The sequence below is a fragment of the Nostoc sp. FACHB-133 genome, assembly GCF_014698055.1.
GTDB lineage: Bacteria > Cyanobacteriota > Cyanobacteriia > Cyanobacteriales > Nostocaceae > Nostoc.
The window spans coordinates 1-18,236 of sequence record NZ_JACJSH010000094.1 but is presented as its reverse complement, the minus strand read 5'-3'; the positions used below and the strand labels follow the sequence as shown (position 1 = coordinate 18,236).

Sequence of the window (18,236 nt, the reverse complement as noted above, 5' to 3'; positions counted from 1 at the left end):
GGCTACCAGCACATATTTAGTAAATAAAGTTACTTCTTACTTAGATTTTATTTTTGCGATCGCTTGTTTTTTACTGGATCTGACAAAACCGCATTGCTCCCACCGGCTTAGTAGAGTGGGAAAAACAAGAACCTATGAACAGAGCGCATATTCCAAAAGCTCTTCGTGTTGGGATGTCCAGAATGCATTTAACATCTTTGCTTTCTGGAGACGAACAAGCCCCCTCAAGCCTGCCAGAATTTTTTAACTGGGCAAAAAAACCAGTTCTTGACTGGCAACCAGCAGCAGAGATTAAACACCTATCATCGGAAGTCACTCTTATAGAAGATGGGTTAGTTTCCGATTTTGCCCTCCAGTGGCAAGTTACGGGTGCTGATGTAGAAATGCAGGTGCAAGAGAAAGTCCTGCAAGATGTCCTGGAATACTGTCGGGTAAACCAACTAGAAGAAGCTTATCGCGCCTTACGAAAGCTGATTATTGAGTGTCCTGTCCTCCCCTACTCTCAATACCGTCGCCTTTTGTCTTCATCCCAATTAAGACCTCTGCGTGATTTTTTGCTGCAAATGTATGTGGATTTGGTTGATTTAACAAGTGACCCCACTTATCACTTCTGCTCTCGCTGCAAATATGTAATGCGTCGCCGTCGAGATGGAACTTATAACTGCCGAAACATGACTTGTGAACAGCTGAGTGCGAAACTCCGCCTCCCACCCCAAGCGTCAATTCCCAAGCATGAGGCAGAAGATTGGAAAGCCCTTACCCCTGGCGTGCATCGGTACGGGACACTGCCAGGACTTTGGGAAATTCAGCTTGCAGAAACCCTGACAAAACTGGGAGTACACGTTACTCTTTGGCCTGAAATTGATCAATTTGACTTACTCGTAGAGTTTAGTAAAAAAGTTCGCTGGGCAATTGACGTTAAAGATTGGTCGTATTTAGATGAAGAGCGTTTGCGGAAAGTAGACTATCGCTTTGATACTACTGAAACCTTTATAGTCTTCCCAGATGAGCGAAATGATGTCTTACGAATTGAGGTGGAACGCCAAAGACTCGAACCAGGATTGGGTGGCGTGCGCTTGAAGCTGGTTAGTGAAATTATCTCCCAAGCGAAAAAAATTCTGGAGAAGAAAAATCATGCGTGATATTTCTCAATGGGGTAAACCATTGCGTCAAGCCCTTCGCAAATCGCAGGACTTAAAAGCTTATGTGGAAGAAAGTTTACCTGATGCAGAGGCTAATATACAGCAACGAGAAATAGCACGTCTTGCTCAACTTATTGCGGAAGTGGAATTGGGGTTAACCTTACTGATGGAGGTAGCTCCAGAAGAAAGAGCGACTTCCGTATCAGCGTTACTTTTAGGATATCGTTTTCCAGTCAAAGCACTTAAAAGTGAAGAAAACTGGCTACTCGTACAAAAAGCCCGTTTTTATCTTGTGCGTCGTAAAGGAAGACAGTGGGAGCGGACTCTGGCTGAATACATTAAATTACCTGAAATTATCAGGATATTCAGCTTAACGGATACAAATGATGTTGCTCAACTGATTCCATGTAGCACTTACCCCCAACGTTTACAACTGTACCGTCAAACCCTATCAAAAACTCCATCGCACAAAAAAGGAAAAGTCAAACTAGCAACCTCTGGTTATTGGTATGCCAAAGTTTCTCATAAAGGTCACACTACCGTTGATGTTCCGATCAATATTCCTGAAGCTGTCGCTAATCTGGCTCTTTCTCCGCAGATATCTTTTCATGGCACACGCACGGCTGTGAATCCCTCTCGTCTTGTCACCTTAGAAAAATTGCTACAAGATGCTCAGGAAATGGATGAAAAACTGGCCCAAGCTGGGTACGAGCCAGAAAATTATCATCAACGTCTAACAGGAATTGCCTTAAAGTTATACGACGCATCAATAGATGATTTTCAACCTTCCCTACCAAACACTGAAATTAAACTAGAGCAACTTGTCCACATTGTCGGTTTATTGAATGTAGGTAAATCAACACTGCTTGATATTCTGATTTACCATTTTGCGAAACTTGGATATCGCTGTGCATTGCTGGTAAATGATGTTGTGGCAGCAGTGCGTGTGGCTTCCCTATTTCGAGATGGATTGGGAATTCTTGCGGCCCCTGTGTTGGGAAGCAGCGATCGCTTTCAACACTTAGAAAAAGTTTATGAACCAATTCTAGCAACCCAAGGTGAAGAAATCGAAACAGGAGCAATCCACCCAGCATGGCGTTGGTTTAGTCCTGTCTGTCCTTTACTACCTTTAGTGCAATCAGAAGAAAAATGGGAGTTCGGTGAAGAACCATGTCACAATCTTTACCAAAAACAACCCACTACCAAAAACGGCAATTCCCAGGCAGAGGATGATGAGGATGTCGAAGATTTTGAGGAGGGCGAGAGTGAAGATAAATATACTTGTCCCTTGTATTACAAATGTCCGCGTCACCAATTAGAACGAGACATAGCTACAGCATTGGTTTGGGTGTTAACACCAGCCAGCTTCATTCATACCCGCGTTCCCCCGCAAGTTTTTGCAGAAAAACTGACCTTTGCTGAAGCCGTTTACCGTGAATGTGACTTTCTCTTTGTTGATGAAGCCGACAGGGTACAGGTGCAGTTTGATGAAGCTTGTGCGCCCGATGAAGTCTTAGTAAATTCTTCTGGAAACTCCCTATTAAATAAGCTAGGACTCAAATTTGCTACCACTATTTACAATTCTGACCGCCGCAGCATGGCGGCTGAACTCGTTGCCACTGCAAAAAGAGCTAATGACTACGCGCAAATTGCAACAGACCTAATTCTCCCCCGGCTCCATAACCAGCCAAAACTTGTGGAATGGGTGGGACAAAACCCCTTTACAGGTCGTTCACTCTTCGCCCATATAATCCGCGACATTCTGGAAACACCAGAAACAGAACAGAACGAACCATCTCCCAAGCTGAAACGTGCGGAACGCAGCAAGGAACGACAAAAACGCATTCAGGCTGGTTTACCCCCCGAAGAGGAACGCCAGCGCCGTAAAAAAATCATGCAAACTTTGGAGGGATTTTTGCAAGCTCCCCTTAATCGTCGCAAAGGAGGAGAACTTTCAGACCTTGCCTTTACTCTACTGAGTGCCGAAAATGATGCTAGGGCATTAACTGAGGTTGCTGAATGGTTACACAAATGGCTGGAATCCTTGGGGATTTCTCTCGCAGAAAAAACTAAATTCGAGGAAGTTACGCACCATTTGCACTTAGCAATTCTGGTAACGGTACTCAACGATAAGCTGGGCTTTCTAGTTGATAACCTGAATGCACTCATGCGGGCGGGAGTTCTTGACTTGCATGACACGAGTCTTGCCCTTGTGTACCGCCCACCCCGTGATTATCTGCCAGTTGTGCCATCTTCACCTGTGGGAAACATTTTAGGCTTCAGGTATACGCGAGATCGGAGTAACAAATCTGGTGGGAAGTTGGAATATTTTCGCTACGTTGGGGTTGGACGCTATTTACTCCTGAATTTTCCCCATCTCTTTGCTGTTGATGGTTGGGATGGCCCCCATACAGTTTTGATTTCAGGCACTAGCTACGCTCCAGGGACACCTGCTTATCACATCCGCAAAAAACCGACTATATTGCTAGAACCAGCTACCAATAATTACACAGCAGGTGATGCCGGAATTGGCGAAAGCGACTTTTTCTTCAGTTCCCAACCTAATGCAGTCGGCAAGTACATCGCCCTATCGGGACTGCCACCAGATGTGAGAAAAATAGCTGTTAACGAAATGGTCAAGGCCATCTGTCACAATCCTGGACAAGCCAACAGCTTTCTCGATCAATTATTTGCAACCTTGAGTGATTTAGCCAAACAAGATCCAGAACGTTGGGGCGATCGCCAACGCTTATTGCTGATCACCAACAGCTATGAGGAAGCAGAATTGGTGGAGTCAATTTTAAAACCCCTCTACCGTAATGTTGAAAATCTTAACGGCATTGCTACCCTACGCCGTGACAATGCTCCGGCTCACTTGAGTGGTATTCGTCGCGGTCAAATTCGTGACCTCGCCCAAATGTCTATTCCAATTGTCGTTGCACCTTTGATGGCATTAGAGCGAGGACACAACATTCTCAATGAGAAGCGGATAGCAGCATTTGGGGCGGCGGTATTCTTGAGCCGACCAATGCCAGTTCCCGATGATTGGCAAACTACTGTCCAGCAACTCAATAATTGGGCGCTGGAAAAGTCTGAAGATTCTAGGCTTTATGAGGCACTAGAAAAACGAGGCGATGCTCTCACGCTGACGAATATAGAAAATGAGTTCTACCAGTATGCAGTGGCGAAAATGCTTGACTTAAACTGTCGGGCGATGTCCTTCAAACAGTTAACCAGTGATGAACGTTCTATACTCTGCTGGACTCAATTGGTAAGTGTTTGGCAAATTATCGGGCGTTTGGTACGTGGAGGAGTTCCCTGTATTGTCCATTTTCTAGATGCAAAGTTTGCACCTCAATCAGTTGACAGTGAACTCGACAACGAACGAACCTCACTGTTAGTAGGCATAATCAAGGAACTTCAACTTGCTATTGAGCCAGAAGACAAACAACCTTGGGAAAAAACATTAGCCAAATCCCTCTATGGTGCTTTCTTTAATGCACTCAAACAAACAAAGGATTTACGCTATGACCAATAAAATCATTTCGCTATCGTTCTTCTTGGTCAACAATCTTAGGGAAAAACATTAGCCAAATCCCTCTACAATGCTTGCTTCAATATACAGAAGAAAATGAAAGATAAGGAGTTAAATTATGCCATTTAAAATTAAAAGCATTCTCCCCGGAGCTTGGGAACTTACTAAGAATGAACAATACGAACTTTTTTCTCTCCAAGTCCCTACTGTATGGCAGCAAGTCGCTCAAACTCTGGCGCAAAAACGTGTCAATTTGCAAGGTAGAGGTTATCCCGCCGTTCCCGTCTACTCCCTCGACCCGATTATCGCGGCGAGCTTTCCCAGAATCATTCAAACAGTACGTAATGGCTGGCAACGTCCCGGTGTACCTTGGATATTAGCAACAGAACGGGCTGACCTTTTCAACTTGCCTGACTTGATCAAAGATTGGTTGCGTGAGGAATTTAGCTACTGTTTAGGTGATGATGAAGTTGAATCTATTCTCGACCAACTGGATGATAATGCTTGGGAATGGAAGGATAAATCAACAGTTTATCCTTTGCAACTTCCACCAAATAACCCGTATGGCATAGACATTCGTTGGCAGGCGATACCTGATTATATGGCTGGGGAATTTCTCAAAAATCCACAGGTCACTTTCGGTTCCGATAATCAGTACCAACTAACTTTTTACCAAGTAGTAAACCTTAAGCAAGGAGCCGAACTAATATCATGGCCTCCTTATGAAGTTCCGCTAATTAAAAATAAAAAACAAGTTGGCAAAGTAAATATCTCATTTGTCATTCATTTCAATTTGCAAACAGTTCCTTGGCGCAGTCAGCCAATGATTTATCATCAACTTTCGATTCGGCGATGGCTTACCGAAACTATAGAACGCCTACCTTATCGAGGCGTTACTTCTTTTGTTGGTGATAATCGACGGTGGTTAGATGGGAAAAAACAACCATTCCGCTTGATTCATATCCCTATTAAGCAAATTACAACACAAGAAGGAAGGAAAGCAAGATGGCCATTCGCTATTAGTGAATTACTGAAAATTAATGATTCTCCACTCCCCGAACCTGATAGTTTAGCTAGTGAGCCAGTTTATAATTGGTCTGTCTTTGGTGCTGCCCCCACTGGAATACAAGCTGCTATTGCTTATGACTCTCGACATTCTGGTGAATTTCCTTGTTTTCCTGGTGTGAGTCCGCTAGATTTAGCTAGTTTAGATAGTGCTATTCAAAATAAGATCGAGCAAGGAAATTTCCCAGTTCGCCGTATAGGTGAAGCGATGAGAAAATCTGGTGAATCTTTACCTTTTTGGGAGCCTGGAAAGTCACAAAAAAAAGGTAGTCTAGAACCTAAAAATCCTGATGATTTATCTACGCCAATGTTGCGTCCAAAAATTGCTGCTCCTGCTACATTTCGACACCCTGAAAGCTCTCCTAATACCATCCTAATTTTGTGGGAAACCCAAAAATGTCGAGATGCGCTCATTGCAGAAATTTGTAAATTACTTTCAATCTCACCTCAAGGAGAAACAATCACTTACGAAACTTTAACTGGGTTAACAAGAGAAGAAACTCTTTATCAAAATCAGGATGTATGTTTGCGGATTATAACTCAGCACGTCTCAGACATAACAGCAAGACTAGATGTTGATAATCCTGAAGTTGAGGGCAATAACCGACAACAAAAACGCACTAATTTGATAGACAAGCGTATTCATCAGATTACCTCATATTTACCCTCACCAAAAGGATTAAGTGGTGCTTTAGTAGAAATTAAACCAAAGAAATATTTCTTTCCACCAGAGTCAGATCCAAAACTTGCTGTGCGAATTGGGGTAATGCAGGCTGGTTATGTCAATCAGCACATCCATGCTTTAAAAACATCTGAAACAAATGGTAAAGAATACATTCCGAAAAAATCTCAAAATCGAGTGCAAAGAGCAGTATCAGACTTATTACGACAATTTGGAATTTTACCTACTCCTCTCATCGACTTTGAAAAAGATGGCATAGATCCAAATATGTGGCTGACTTGTTTTTATGTTTTACGCCGCACTCGAAAAACAACAGCTAATAATCAAGCTTCTACTGTAGCGTTGATGGTACGAGTCAACCCAATCAAGGGAACGGTACAGGTCACTACCCCTACTTTCTTCGCTACACAAGGCTGGGTATCGTATTCAGCAGGGCTGGGATATTTACTCAGTGAAAAATGGGAACCTAATAGCTATGCTGATGAAACGACTGGTGATACTAGCGATGCACAACAGTCTAGTGATACCCAAAACGAACAGAAGTTTCTCAATAAATTTGTTACCGATTGCTTGCGTGATTGTTTAAGTACATCAATTGAAGAGGAAAAACCTCCCCATGTGCTGTTTATGGCTGAAGCCATAAATGCTCGTACAATGCTGACATGGTTACAAAATCCCCAACTACCAGCTAACAATTTACCCGATCAACTAAAACGGCACATGACAGAATCGGAAATAAATCGGCTTTCGGTTGTGCGGTTAAGAGTTCCAGGTAATGGTGAAGTTCCCGTTGCTATTGCTAAGGGTTCTCCTGGTAGCAGAACTAATGGTTTATTCTGCTGGCAGGATGTGTGCGATGATGAGGCAACAGCACTTTACCTCAGCATGAGGAAGCTGTTGAATACCGAGCAAGGTACAAATACATTACAACAGAAACAGTCTCGACTTGATAATGGCAGCTTACAAGCCGGCAACCCAAAACCCTTAGAAATAGCTGTTATTCATCACCCAGGTATTGAACGCGATAAGTTAGCTTGTTTTGTTCATAATCTTAGAGATCGATGGCCATATTTTGCTAATGAGGTTTCTTTACCGTTACCTTTTCCGTTTGCAACTTCAGCTAAACAATATGCTGTGAGTGCTAAAGATAGAGTGGAATCTGTTGACTTAGAAGAGGAGGACGAGGAGGAAGATTCTTCTGAATCTGTTGATTAAAGTGATGATAAACTACTGTCTATAGATTCTAGATAAAAACTGTAATTGGCATCAAAACAATCACTTGATTGTGGCGAACTACAAGTGTTGATAGCTTGAAAGCGGTTGTAAATTGTGTTGTAATTACGACTGTATATTTGTACAACTTCTGATGCTTGTACTGAAACTGTTGTTCCAGAAGGAATACTGCTTAACAAATTTGTTGCTTGTTTGATTTTTGCAAGTGCATCTTGCAGTCCAGCTAACGTGTAAGGCGTATTTTGAGCAATTCTCTCAACTTGTTTAGCTAATTTTTGCGCTTGTTTAAATTTTAAAACAGCGTTATCTTCAATTATTAGCCGTTTATTAATTGTAGTATAGTTAGCCTTATATTCTTGAAGCCGCTGTTGTTCTTGTGCATACAAAGGGGAATTTTTAGGCATTGTTCCTAAAAGCTTTATTGCCTGTTCAAGTTTATTGCTGGCTTGTTTCCAAGTTGTACTAGAATGTGGAGGGTTCTGTGTAATTTTTACTGCTTCCCAACTCAACTTTTTGGCATTTTCAATCGAATCAGATGCTTGGATTTCAGATGACAAACGCGCTGAAATTACAGCATAATTATTACGATATTGTTCAAGTTTTGTTTTTGCATCTACGCTAACAAATGAATCTTCGGGAATCGACTCTAAGATAGTAATTGCTTCTTGCCATTTATTACTTGCTTCATTCCATACTGTTGCTGGGTGCGGTGGATTTTGCACCAAAATAGCTGCATCCATTGCTAACTGTTTTGTAGATTCAAACTTAGCTGCTGTATCTTCTTCTATTTGCAGTCGTTTTTCAACTGGATCGAGTTGCACGCGAAATTTACTAATATCCTGGTGTGCTGCAAGATATGCAGATGCAAATGAATTCGGAATTATTTCAACTGATGCAATTGCCTGTTTAATTTTGTCACGCATTAGTCTGATTTCATTAATATCTTTTGCTTGTGTTACATCACCTATGCTTGACATTAACGTTTGTGCATTCCAACGTACTTGCTCTTGAGAAAAACGCTTCCAACCAAACCAAACTCCAGGACTAATTAAAATTAAAATACTTGCAACAATTGCAGTTGTAATCTGAACAGATTTTCTTCGTTGTTGTCGCTGACACTGTTTCATCAATAGTGGATTTTTTAAACATTCCTGTGCTTCTTTTATTTTTCCTTCTCCTTCTTGAATTAAAGTTTCAATTTTTGGTTGTAGCTTTTGACAAAAACTTAAAATATCTAAAACTTTTTCGTTTTGACTATTAAAATCAATAAATAATTCATCTTTTGGGCTAAACTCTACTGCACAAATGCTGCCAAAAAGCAATAACAAACTTTCTAGTGTAGTAGATTTAATATAAGTAATTTTTCCTTTTTCAATTGTATTAATAATATTCTGGAAGTTTTTGTTTATTGATATTAAATCTTTCTGTACAATCTTGATTTGTTCAAGCTGGCATAACATGACACCTTGATTCCCAAAACTTAAACTGTTCTTGATTATACGACTCTTGGTTTTGACATCATTTTTAATATCGCTTATTGATTTATTTGAATGTATTTCTTCTAATGCGGTTATCAGTCCCGGATGTTGAGTGCATTCTTTTCCAAATGAAACAAGATACGCTAACTGTAGTATAGGCTTTTCAATAATTTGCTTTAAATTAATACATTTATTAATAATAGATTTTACAGATTCGTATTGAGAATTATTATATAAAATAATAACTCCGTTTTCATCCAAACCTAATGCCGTAATGGATTTACCAAGAACACCAATTAAGGCTTTAATAACATCAATATTTAATGGATTATTCGCTTGCTTGTTAATCTTTTTTGTAACTATATCTAGTTGTCTATATACGTTTCTCAATTGTACTTGTACTTGAGACATACGATGTAAATTTTGCTGCATTACAGGGAGACTATCAAAATTTAATCGCTTTTCTGCTGTTATTAAAACAGCAGAAACTTTTTCGTGTAATTGATCAATGCTAATTTTTGACTGTACTTGCGTAAGAATATGTAAAAAGCCTGCATCACTTAGACAAGTATCTATAAAATTTTGTAAAAACTTTGCAGGTGCTATTATATTTATAATTTTATGCTCATACTCTTCACATTCTTTAATAATATCTAATAACCTATACTGTTGATTTTCAATATAAATAATTATTTCGTTTTTATTATTAAATAATATTCGTGTAATCGCTGCACCAAATACTAAAAATAACGAATTTATAGTATGATGGCTAACCAAAAATTTTTTTGTATTATCAATTGAAGATGACAAACTGTTTAATTTATCTTTTATTTTGATTAAGCGCTCTAATGCAAGCATTGCTGTTGCTGCTTTGTCTTGCATTAATTCTGGTTGGCTAAAGCTAAAATCTAACCGAATGCTGAATGATAATTTGGATATTTGTGCAGCCAAAGACGGTAAATTTTGGGAATGTTTTTGAATTTCTGTATCGAAAATACTATCTGAAATCAGAAAACATTGAGAGCTAATCTCTTTTAGCCATGTACCTTGCTGAATAAAAATATCAATCGTCTGCACCAAATCCCAAAATATTTTCCGAACCTCCCGCAGATGGTTTTCATGGTGAATCGCTTCATCCAAAAAATCATGTCCAATTTCTAAAGCAATTTCTGAAGCTATTTGTGAAAGTACATTATCATCATCACTACCATTTTGACCAAGTAAAATTAAACCAACACCTACAACACCTTTTGTCAAACGAATAGCATCAATCCGTGCAATTTCTTCATCGAGTTTTTTTAGTGTAGGTGCTAACTCACCTTTTATATGATGCAAATCTAAAATCGTGTTAGAAATTATAATTAGTTGTTTTTCAATGACATCTGAATTATGGCAATCTAATGCCATCGAACTACCAAGCATCAAAGCCTTATTAAGTATTACATCAAGGTTGTTCATACGTTAGAACTAAAATATAATATATATTAATAGTTCATACTTTTTTATACATCAACAACCGTAATAACCCTGAATAAAACGCTGTTTAGCATAAATCAATAGCCGTCAAGCACCACATTTAAAGAACAGACTTAAGCAAAACTTATCAATCAACGAAAGAATCAGGATTTATATTTGTCAACTCCTTGATCTAAGCTGGTTGACAACCGGGAGTAGCACTGGAACAAAAATGCACTATTTAATTTGACACGATATTATTGTGATTATATTTACGCAGAAAGTTTTCCGGAAAAATCCACTTGAGACATAACTTGTGTGCGTATTGAATTCGCAGCCTTCTCTGCAATTTCTTCTCTATCAGAATCAGTAAGAACTACTGCAAGTAAGGATTTTAGAGCTTCTCGGTTAGATATAAACTCTTCATTGTATAAATCATCTTGCAACAAAGTAGCTTCCAAGTGAGGTATTAGCTCAGACGAAGGGGATAGCAACCGCTCTTTAATGCGTGCCCTTGCAGTTTCTGTTGCAGAAGTTGTACCTATACCTAAATCCCATGTTTCAATTATTAGCCTGACTTCGCGGTTGAGAGATACACGCAGCGTTGATAGGCGGCCAAATAAAGGAAGGTTGAGCATTAAAGGTGGTAATGCATTACCCCAATCCAAACCAGCGCCAATAGTGCAATTTGCTTCATCTTCGATGCAAACAGCCTCTTCAAGCCATCCTTCACCAAAAAGTAAATCTATAGCTTCTTGGGTTGTTATTGACTCGTTTGCCTCAAAATTATCCTTTTGCTGTTGATGATTCATAAATTTTTACCCGCTCGAACTTTATCTTCGTCTCAATACACCATACTCAAAGTAAACTAAATTCTCATATTCTTCTTCCGAACCGCAGTTCAACATGTTTTGTTTTTCGTAAAATCCTTCAGACCTTGGTAAGGAATGCAACCCAACTCTACCTTCATACCCTAACTCAACACTTCTAATTCTTGCGAAATTTAACAGTGCTTGACCAACACCTTTGAATTGAGGTGGGCGTTGAATCTCGATTCGGTTAATGGGGGCAGTGGCAATGCCATCAATATAGACTAACCTCTTACCAATATTCAACCGAGAACCGTGCATTTGTGTTTCTATTATCATCAATCCTTGAGTTTTGTTTTCGCACTCAACTGCGTAACCTTCAAGATTTTGTTGATTGCCAATATATCTTAATTTAAATATCCAGTCCCAGTATTTATCTTCTTGACTAAATAACCTTAATTTTTCGACCCACTCATTAACATAATCATCAACATGTCTTTGTTCTAAATCAACCAAATATGCTTCAACAGTTGTATTATCAAAACCCCTTTTTAATTCGATTTTTCGCTGCACCTAAAGCTCCTAATTGTCATTATCTGCAATCACTCTATTCGGCGGGCGAGTCAGTGTAAATTCCGAAATTCTTGAAAAGAATAAAATTACTAACTTACCGGATGATAAAATCCCGTATTTTCGTTAAATTCCCACCCAATACCGGATCTATCTTTGCCCTTACACCATGCTACAAAAAGCGGTGGGGGGAGTTTAATTCGCTCCTTGCGTACACTTTCTTCACTTACACCAAGCCTCTTGGCCAAACCTTCTTCAGTTAACGGTTGCATTCTGGGAGTATGCACTTTGAATGATGAATTATTGTAGTGCGATTTCTGTCCCCGCTTTTGTTGGTTGTTGAGATAGTCTTGAATTTTAATGATCGCCTCAGCCAACTGTGTCATTCGGGCATACATCTTCTCCACTTTTTGTTCTAAATTGGCGAGATTATCAATTGCTGTAGTTTGATTGCTACTAGATTCATTTGAAAACTCTGAATCGAGCTTATCAAGTCTTTCGCAAATAGCTCTTATCATTTCATTAGTCGGACTACTGTGATTTTTATTACTTTCCACTAAGTACTTCTCTACACTTGCCTTAATCTTTGAGTCCAAGTGTTCGTCTAAATCGTTACCACCTGTTGTATCAACATTATCTTGGGAATCGCCTAAGTAGAGATCGATAAATTCGAGCAGCGTGGCTGTTGCGGTCGTCCCTTTTGACTTACAACGGGCGATAAACTGCTCCCAAATCCTTTGGTCACAGTTGAAAGATGCCAGCTTTTTTTTACGCCCTGTATTGCTCATGTTCACGTGTCATCTAGGTAAACTGGGACTGACCACGCTTATTAAATCGTGTAATTCATCATGATGAATTACCTTGATAGTATCATCGCCAAATGCCTCAGCGCATTCCTCAAGCAATGCCTTTTATGAAGAGATGCTATCGCCAATGGTAGCCATTGGCGATCAACAATTATCTCAGGCTTAAACACTTGCAGGATTCCTTTATCTAATTTTTGCTTATCGAAACAGTACTGAGTACCTAGTTATATTGCTGAGTAAGAAAGCTATAATTGCATCCAGTACAGTAAGTCTGTACCCCTACGGGGATCTTGCTACGCATAGCGTCTCTAAAAGTTGCCCCTGCTTTTAAGCCCTGGTGTCCGAAAAGTTTGAGTTTTTGGCACGCAAGTTTTACCCGTTTCTTGAAGAATTTTTTATAGAGGAATCAAGCCACTCTCAAAAAATAAACTAAAAATGACTCTATAGTTTTATGGCGTGATAGCGATTAAATAGTGGACTATTTGGATAAGGCTTCATTTGGCACTGAAGCAGGGGGAAATTTTGTACAAGTTTCTTAAAATAAGCACCTTTGCCCGTTTTCTTTAACCTCAACCTACACCTGTAATATTTGTGTAGTTAACTGTTAGGAGTATGCTCTTTAACCTATTGCATTACTTTTTAACTATAAAGTCATTTTTAGTTTATTTTTTTCATCGATTTTTAGGTTTTTCTTTTAAAGGTGTATTTTTAGGGGGAACCACAAAAAAAAGATACCAGCCGTGTTCTTAATTGCTTGTTGTTTGGCGTGGATCTGGATCGTACTTTCGTATCTTTATGAGCGGGTAAGTGCCTTACCACCCAAATCGGTAAAATTGACTTGCATGAAGCGATCGCCCAAAAGCCAAGATATTTAACTCCAGAGAAAGGAGAGATGAATTGTGGCAAAAATCAAATTAGGAGTCTTGTATTTTTGCGAAATTAGAGAATATAGAATATAATCTACACTAAGCCTATAGAATTACTGTTTTTTAGATTCTCTGTTAACAGGAGAAATCACAATGACATTAGCCCAAAATATTAGTATCCAAAACAATAATAACGGAAATTATCATTCTTTGTAGAAAGGATTAAAAGCCTGAACATTTATGTAAAAACGGCTGTGGTGGCTAGTATATTAATGTTCATACGACTGTTTTACGAATTATGCTGCTGAGTTTTGCTAGTCTGGAATTTTTATATATGAATGACTCTGGGCGGAAGTTAACTCAAGTTTTCTAGAAAAATACTGTTTTAAAACAAGAATGACTATATTAACAAGCTTACGGGCTGTATCCTACTTAGCTCCTAATTGCTTCGGATTATATCAGGCGATCACAGCTTATTTGGGTCGTGTTTTACAAGTAGAAATCCAACTATATCAAGGTGAATGCGATCCCCTCCAAGACCCTCTATTATTTCAAGACAAAATAGACCTAGCTTTTATTTGTGGATTACCACTAATTCGTTACAGTCAAGAAGTTATAGACCAATTGCAGACATTGGTTGCACCTGTGATGCAAGCATCCCGGTATGGCAACAGTCCTATTTACTATGCAGATGTAATTGTCAAGGCTGATAGTAATATCAAAAAGTTTGCCGATTTGTCAGGGAAAACATTTTGCTATAACGACCCTGGTTCTAACAGTGGTTATAATTTACTTCGTCACTGGTTAAGTCAAGAAAAATATCCGCAAAATTTCTTTGGAAAAACTATAGAATCAGGTTTTCATCAACGTTCAATTCGCTGGGTAGTTGAGGGGCTGGCGGATTGTGCAGCCATTGACAGTGTAGTGTTAGAACAAGAATTACGCGATATTCCAGAATTATCACAACATTTGCGTGTGCTGGAAGTGATCGGCCCTTCTCCTATGCCACCATTGGTTGTAGCACAGCGTCTAAGTATCCCTTTAATTCAGCAAATGCTGATTAGCTTACTCCAACCAGATGCAGAGTTGCAAGGAGTTATGGAACAATTTGGTATTAGACGTTTTGCCGCAGTGAAGCTAGAAAATTATCGGGTACTCAACCAGATTTACTGCGAACGCTCTTTTGTCAGTTTGTCTAGTTAACCCTGTTTTCTCACTCTTGGGAAAGAATAATCGAAGCAAGGTTCTGAAACTTTTATTGATTCAAGCTTTGAGGGAAGAGAAGAAAAACAGCCTTGCTGAATTCAGCAACCCCATAACTTTTATATCAGGCGGTAATGCCATAAACCCAACTCTGCTTTTGTGTCCATAACACAGCATCATGATAAATTTGCTCAAATAAAACTCGCTGTGCATGACTCCCTCCAATCTCATGCAAGCGTGGTAAAACCAATTTGAGTTCGGTAACAGCTGTGTTAAAGTCACCTTTGGCATGAGCTACCATACCTCTAGCTGCCGGAATTGCTACTTCTAACCAACTCCTTTGCAAGAAGGGATTGATACTCAAAGCATGATACTGCATACTCTGAAGCATCTGGTTTACCCAACCAGTATGTCCGGCTTTAGCAAGGGCATAGACATAATGCAAATCTTGGAATGCTAAAGCGTGTTCATCAATACGGCTGTAAAGATAAGGAATGATACTTTGCCAACGGTTTCCGACATTTACCCCACGTAATTCCAGGCGTAATAATAGTGAAATTGCCCCTACTTGGTCTTTGGGAGATTGTTTATTTGCACGTTCCCAAATTTGGGTATCGTATAGTGAAACAACTTTTTGGTAGTTTTCTTGCTCCAAATAATACAGTGCAATATGCCACCAGTTGTGGCTATAAAGCATAGAATTGCAATTTTCCCAAGTGTCTGCAAAACTCTCCATCCAAGCTATACCCTCATTGACTCTTCCTTGAGTTTCCATTACATGAGCTAAAGCATGGTGCGCCCAAGGATCATATCTATTTAAGGCGATCGCCTGACGTGCCATTTTTTCTGCTGCTTTAAGAAGGTGACATTGTTCTAAGCCAAAAGCTACCATGCCATATAAATAATCTTGTTGGGGATTGCTAGGTAAAACTTTCTGGGCTATTTTTAGTAATTTTTCTTTGTTGCCTGTATAAAAATAGTGATACTGTCCCTGCTGGACTGATATTAAATCACGGGGAAATTTGTTGGTAATCTCTTCATGAAAACCGATCGCTAAATCAATCTCTTGATTTGCCCAAGCTAAAATTGCCTGCACATATAATTTTTCTCTGTCAGTAATCTTGGCTAAATTCCGTTGTGCTACTTGCAAATATGGTTGCACTTGCTGCCAAGCTTTGCTGTTTTCTTGGGTAAGATAATAAGCCGCTGCATAAGCATGAGCTAAAGCACAAGTTGGATCAGCCTCAATTGCTTGGAAAATCGCTGTTTCTGCATCTTGACCATAACAAAGCGCTTGATCAATGAAACGGTTAATAGCTGCGATCGCCTGGGCTGAATCTGTCGTCACTACCAGTCCTTGTGCATCTTTAAGCATGATTAATTAATTCCTTGGAGCAAGATTTATGGAGGATATTTTAAACTCCGGTAAACCTATCGAAATAATGTACTATGACCAAAAGTATGTCACAGCCTCCACAAAATCGCAAGTTTTAACTACTGCAAATTGATAAACTTACCGTATTTATTTTTGTAAAAGTATTACTTATCGAGTCTCAATCTCTCATCGACCTTATCTAAATCATTACCACCAATTGCATCTAGGTTATCTAGGTAAAATTCGATAAATTGGGTGAGCGTGCCTGTTGGGGGAGACCGCTTTCACTCCTATAGCAGCCGTGTTTCGAGTTTATTCGTTGTGTAGTGTGGATCTCTTTTATAACAGCTGGTATCTTTTTTCTTGGTTTGTGCCTTACCTGCTCACGCAGTGTCAAAGGGTGAGCATATCAATATACTGAATACTGATCCCGAAAAAATCAATTCCGGCATCAATCAGAAAAACCAGTGGTTAGCTCCCAATGGCTACGGTGTAGAAACTAGTGAAGCCCCCTTGAATTTTGACGCGAACCTGGAATAGTCAACTTTTGGACAGCACGGCGTTTAGTTTCTTCACCGCGACGGTCATATCTGGCAGTCTGGTCACTGTTCGTGTGTCCAGCTAATTTTTGAACTGTAGAAATATCTTCACCAGCATCGAGCAGATCAGAGATGAAAGTTCTACGGAAATCGTGAGCGGAGAAATTAGTTACTCCCGCCTCTAAACCACGTTTTTGCAAAATAAACAGCACTGCTTGAGAGGTAAGCCGTCGTCGCACTATCCTTGAGCCTCTGTTGACATGACATAGTAAAGGGCCTGCCTCGTAGCCTCGAAGCGATAACCAGTCCAAGACGACAGTAAGAGCAGCATCGGGTAAGTACACAGTCCGATCTTTACCACCTTTGCCACCGCGCACCTCTATTGCCCCAGTACTCAGGTCAAGGTTGCTCAAGTCTAAATTCACCACTTCAGAGCGGCGGACTCCAGATCCACGGAGTATTGCAAATATTGCAGCATCTCTGTAACCAGTGGGGGTAGGGTCATCAAAGCAGGTTTGCATCAATTGGGCGATTTCTTCTGCCGTGAGGACACGTCCCCGCAATTGCTTGGTGACTTTAACGTTGGGAATGTCTACAGCACGAGCAAAATCAACAGCATCCATTATCTCTAACCGCAAGGCTTCTTTTAAAACTCGCCGCAAAGCACACAGCACTTTGTTGACATAAGCTGGTGCATATTTTTCGCTCAACACAGAGCGGACTGCTGCCGTATGTTTGTAACGCAGTGCTGCCCAGTTCAGGGTCATCGCATCACAACTCGAGTTGGTTAACAATTGCGCGATCACATTGAGAGCTTGGCGCATTGTGGGGCGGGAACCAGGGGAAAGGGTTGCCAAATAGACCGCAGCGGGATGTTCGATTAGCGGGATGGGAGAAGGCAGAGCGAGAGGAGAAGGTGTGCTGTTTTCAAGGGTTTGATGCATTTACTTATCGGAACGTTCATTCTTATAAGCAAGATTCTGATAAGTAATTGTCCCATAATTGCGCGCTAAGGCGATCGCTCTTTCTTATCCCAACATCGGCAACACCTCTTCACTTAGCAAGCTGTAAAATTCAGGAACTTGAGCTTCGACAAGTCGCAGTTCATTTGCCGCGATCGCTTCAAGTTCCAGCACCGTCTCCCAACGCAAATCCTCAACCCATCGCTTGAGAATGCCTTTAATTGCGTCCACTCCACGAGAAATACCAGAGCGTAGCATTTCCACACAATGGAGTAAGGTAGTGCGATCGGTTTTGGGCGGTTCAGAATTGGTAGTATCCTCCCCTTGGCAATGGGAGTTCCCTATAGCATTAGGGGGGGGTGTGGATACGGCCTGCTGATTGGGGTTTACACTATACACAGCAGGGGTTTGGGTCGCATAATAGGTTCGATTTTCTTTTTGATTACGCTTCGTTTCACGATGAGCAATTACTTGGAGAGCAAATTCCAATTGCTCTTTATCTAAAGAGAAAAGTTT

The 18,236-nt window shown here is 40.2% G+C and carries 10 protein-coding genes and 1 pseudogene; 4 read left to right on the top strand and 7 right to left on the bottom strand.

Annotation, left to right across the window (positions count from 1 at the left end; translation table 11 throughout):
- Window positions 1-134 precede the first annotated feature (134 nt).
- The 3 genes from H6G86_RS35440 to H6G86_RS35430 all read left to right on the top strand — a co-directional run bounded on the left by H6G86_RS35440 (window position 135) and on the right by H6G86_RS35430 (window position 7,639).
- Window positions 135-1,142, top strand: coding sequence for a restriction endonuclease-related protein (locus tag H6G86_RS35440; protein WP_277883708.1), 1,008 nt, complete (start codon window positions 135-137; stop codon window positions 1,140-1,142).
- The gene (locus tag H6G86_RS35435) at window positions 1,135-4,680 is read left to right on the top strand and encodes a pPIWI_RE_Z domain-containing protein (protein ID WP_190938279.1); all 3,546 of its coding nucleotides are present in this window, start codon (window positions 1,135-1,137) and stop codon (window positions 4,678-4,680) included. Before H6G86_RS35440 ends, H6G86_RS35435 begins: the two co-directional genes overlap by 8 nt.
- Window positions 4,681-4,795: 115 nt before the next feature.
- Complete coding sequence (locus H6G86_RS35430; protein ID WP_190938278.1) at window positions 4,796-7,639, top strand: pPIWI_RE module domain-containing protein; 2,844 nt, start codon at window positions 4,796-4,798, stop codon at window positions 7,637-7,639.
- On the opposite strand, the gene H6G86_RS35425 is transcribed toward H6G86_RS35430, so the two are convergent.
- The 4 genes from H6G86_RS35425 to H6G86_RS35410 form a co-directional block, all read right to left on the bottom strand.
- Entirely contained in the window at window positions 7,636-10,593 is a 2,958-nt protein-coding gene (locus H6G86_RS35425) for a hypothetical protein (protein ID WP_190938277.1), read from the bottom strand. The two genes, H6G86_RS35430 and H6G86_RS35425, sit on opposite strands and share 4 nt — an antisense overlap.
- Window positions 10,594-10,862: 269 nt before the next feature.
- Window positions 10,863-11,402 (bottom strand): hypothetical protein, encoded by a 540-nt coding sequence (locus H6G86_RS35420; RefSeq protein ID WP_069068817.1) that lies wholly within the window; start codon window positions 11,400-11,402, stop codon window positions 10,863-10,865.
- Between the two features lie 21 nt (window positions 11,403-11,423).
- Window positions 11,424-11,972: a GNAT family N-acetyltransferase gene (locus H6G86_RS35415; RefSeq protein ID WP_069068818.1), complete on the bottom strand. Its 549-nt coding sequence runs from the start codon at window positions 11,970-11,972 to the stop codon at window positions 11,424-11,426.
- 89 nt (window positions 11,973-12,061) lie between these two features.
- Window positions 12,062-12,757, bottom strand: coding sequence for a hypothetical protein (locus H6G86_RS35410; protein ID WP_190938280.1), 696 nt, complete (start codon window positions 12,755-12,757; stop codon window positions 12,062-12,064).
- A 1,280-nt stretch (window positions 12,758-14,037) separates the two neighbouring features.
- Here H6G86_RS35410 and H6G86_RS35405 point away from each other — a divergent pair.
- Complete coding sequence (locus H6G86_RS35405; protein WP_190938276.1) at window positions 14,038-14,844, top strand: phosphate/phosphite/phosphonate ABC transporter substrate-binding protein; 807 nt, start codon at window positions 14,038-14,040, stop codon at window positions 14,842-14,844.
- A gap of 124 nt (window positions 14,845-14,968) precedes the next feature.
- Here H6G86_RS35405 and H6G86_RS35400 read toward each other — a convergent pair whose 3' ends face one another.
- The 3 genes and pseudogenes from H6G86_RS35400 to H6G86_RS35390 all read right to left on the bottom strand — a co-directional run.
- Window positions 14,969-16,219, bottom strand: coding sequence for a tetratricopeptide repeat protein (locus tag H6G86_RS35400; protein WP_190938275.1), 1,251 nt, complete (start codon window positions 16,217-16,219; stop codon window positions 14,969-14,971).
- Between the two features lie 499 nt (window positions 16,220-16,718).
- On the bottom strand, window positions 16,719-17,702 hold the full coding sequence (locus tag H6G86_RS35395) for a tyrosine-type recombinase/integrase (protein ID WP_190938274.1): 984 nt from the start codon (window positions 17,700-17,702) through the stop codon (window positions 16,719-16,721).
- Between the two features lie 84 nt (window positions 17,703-17,786).
- A pseudogene (locus H6G86_RS35390) lies at window positions 17,787-18,236 on the bottom strand (bifunctional DNA primase/helicase); the annotation flags it as partial.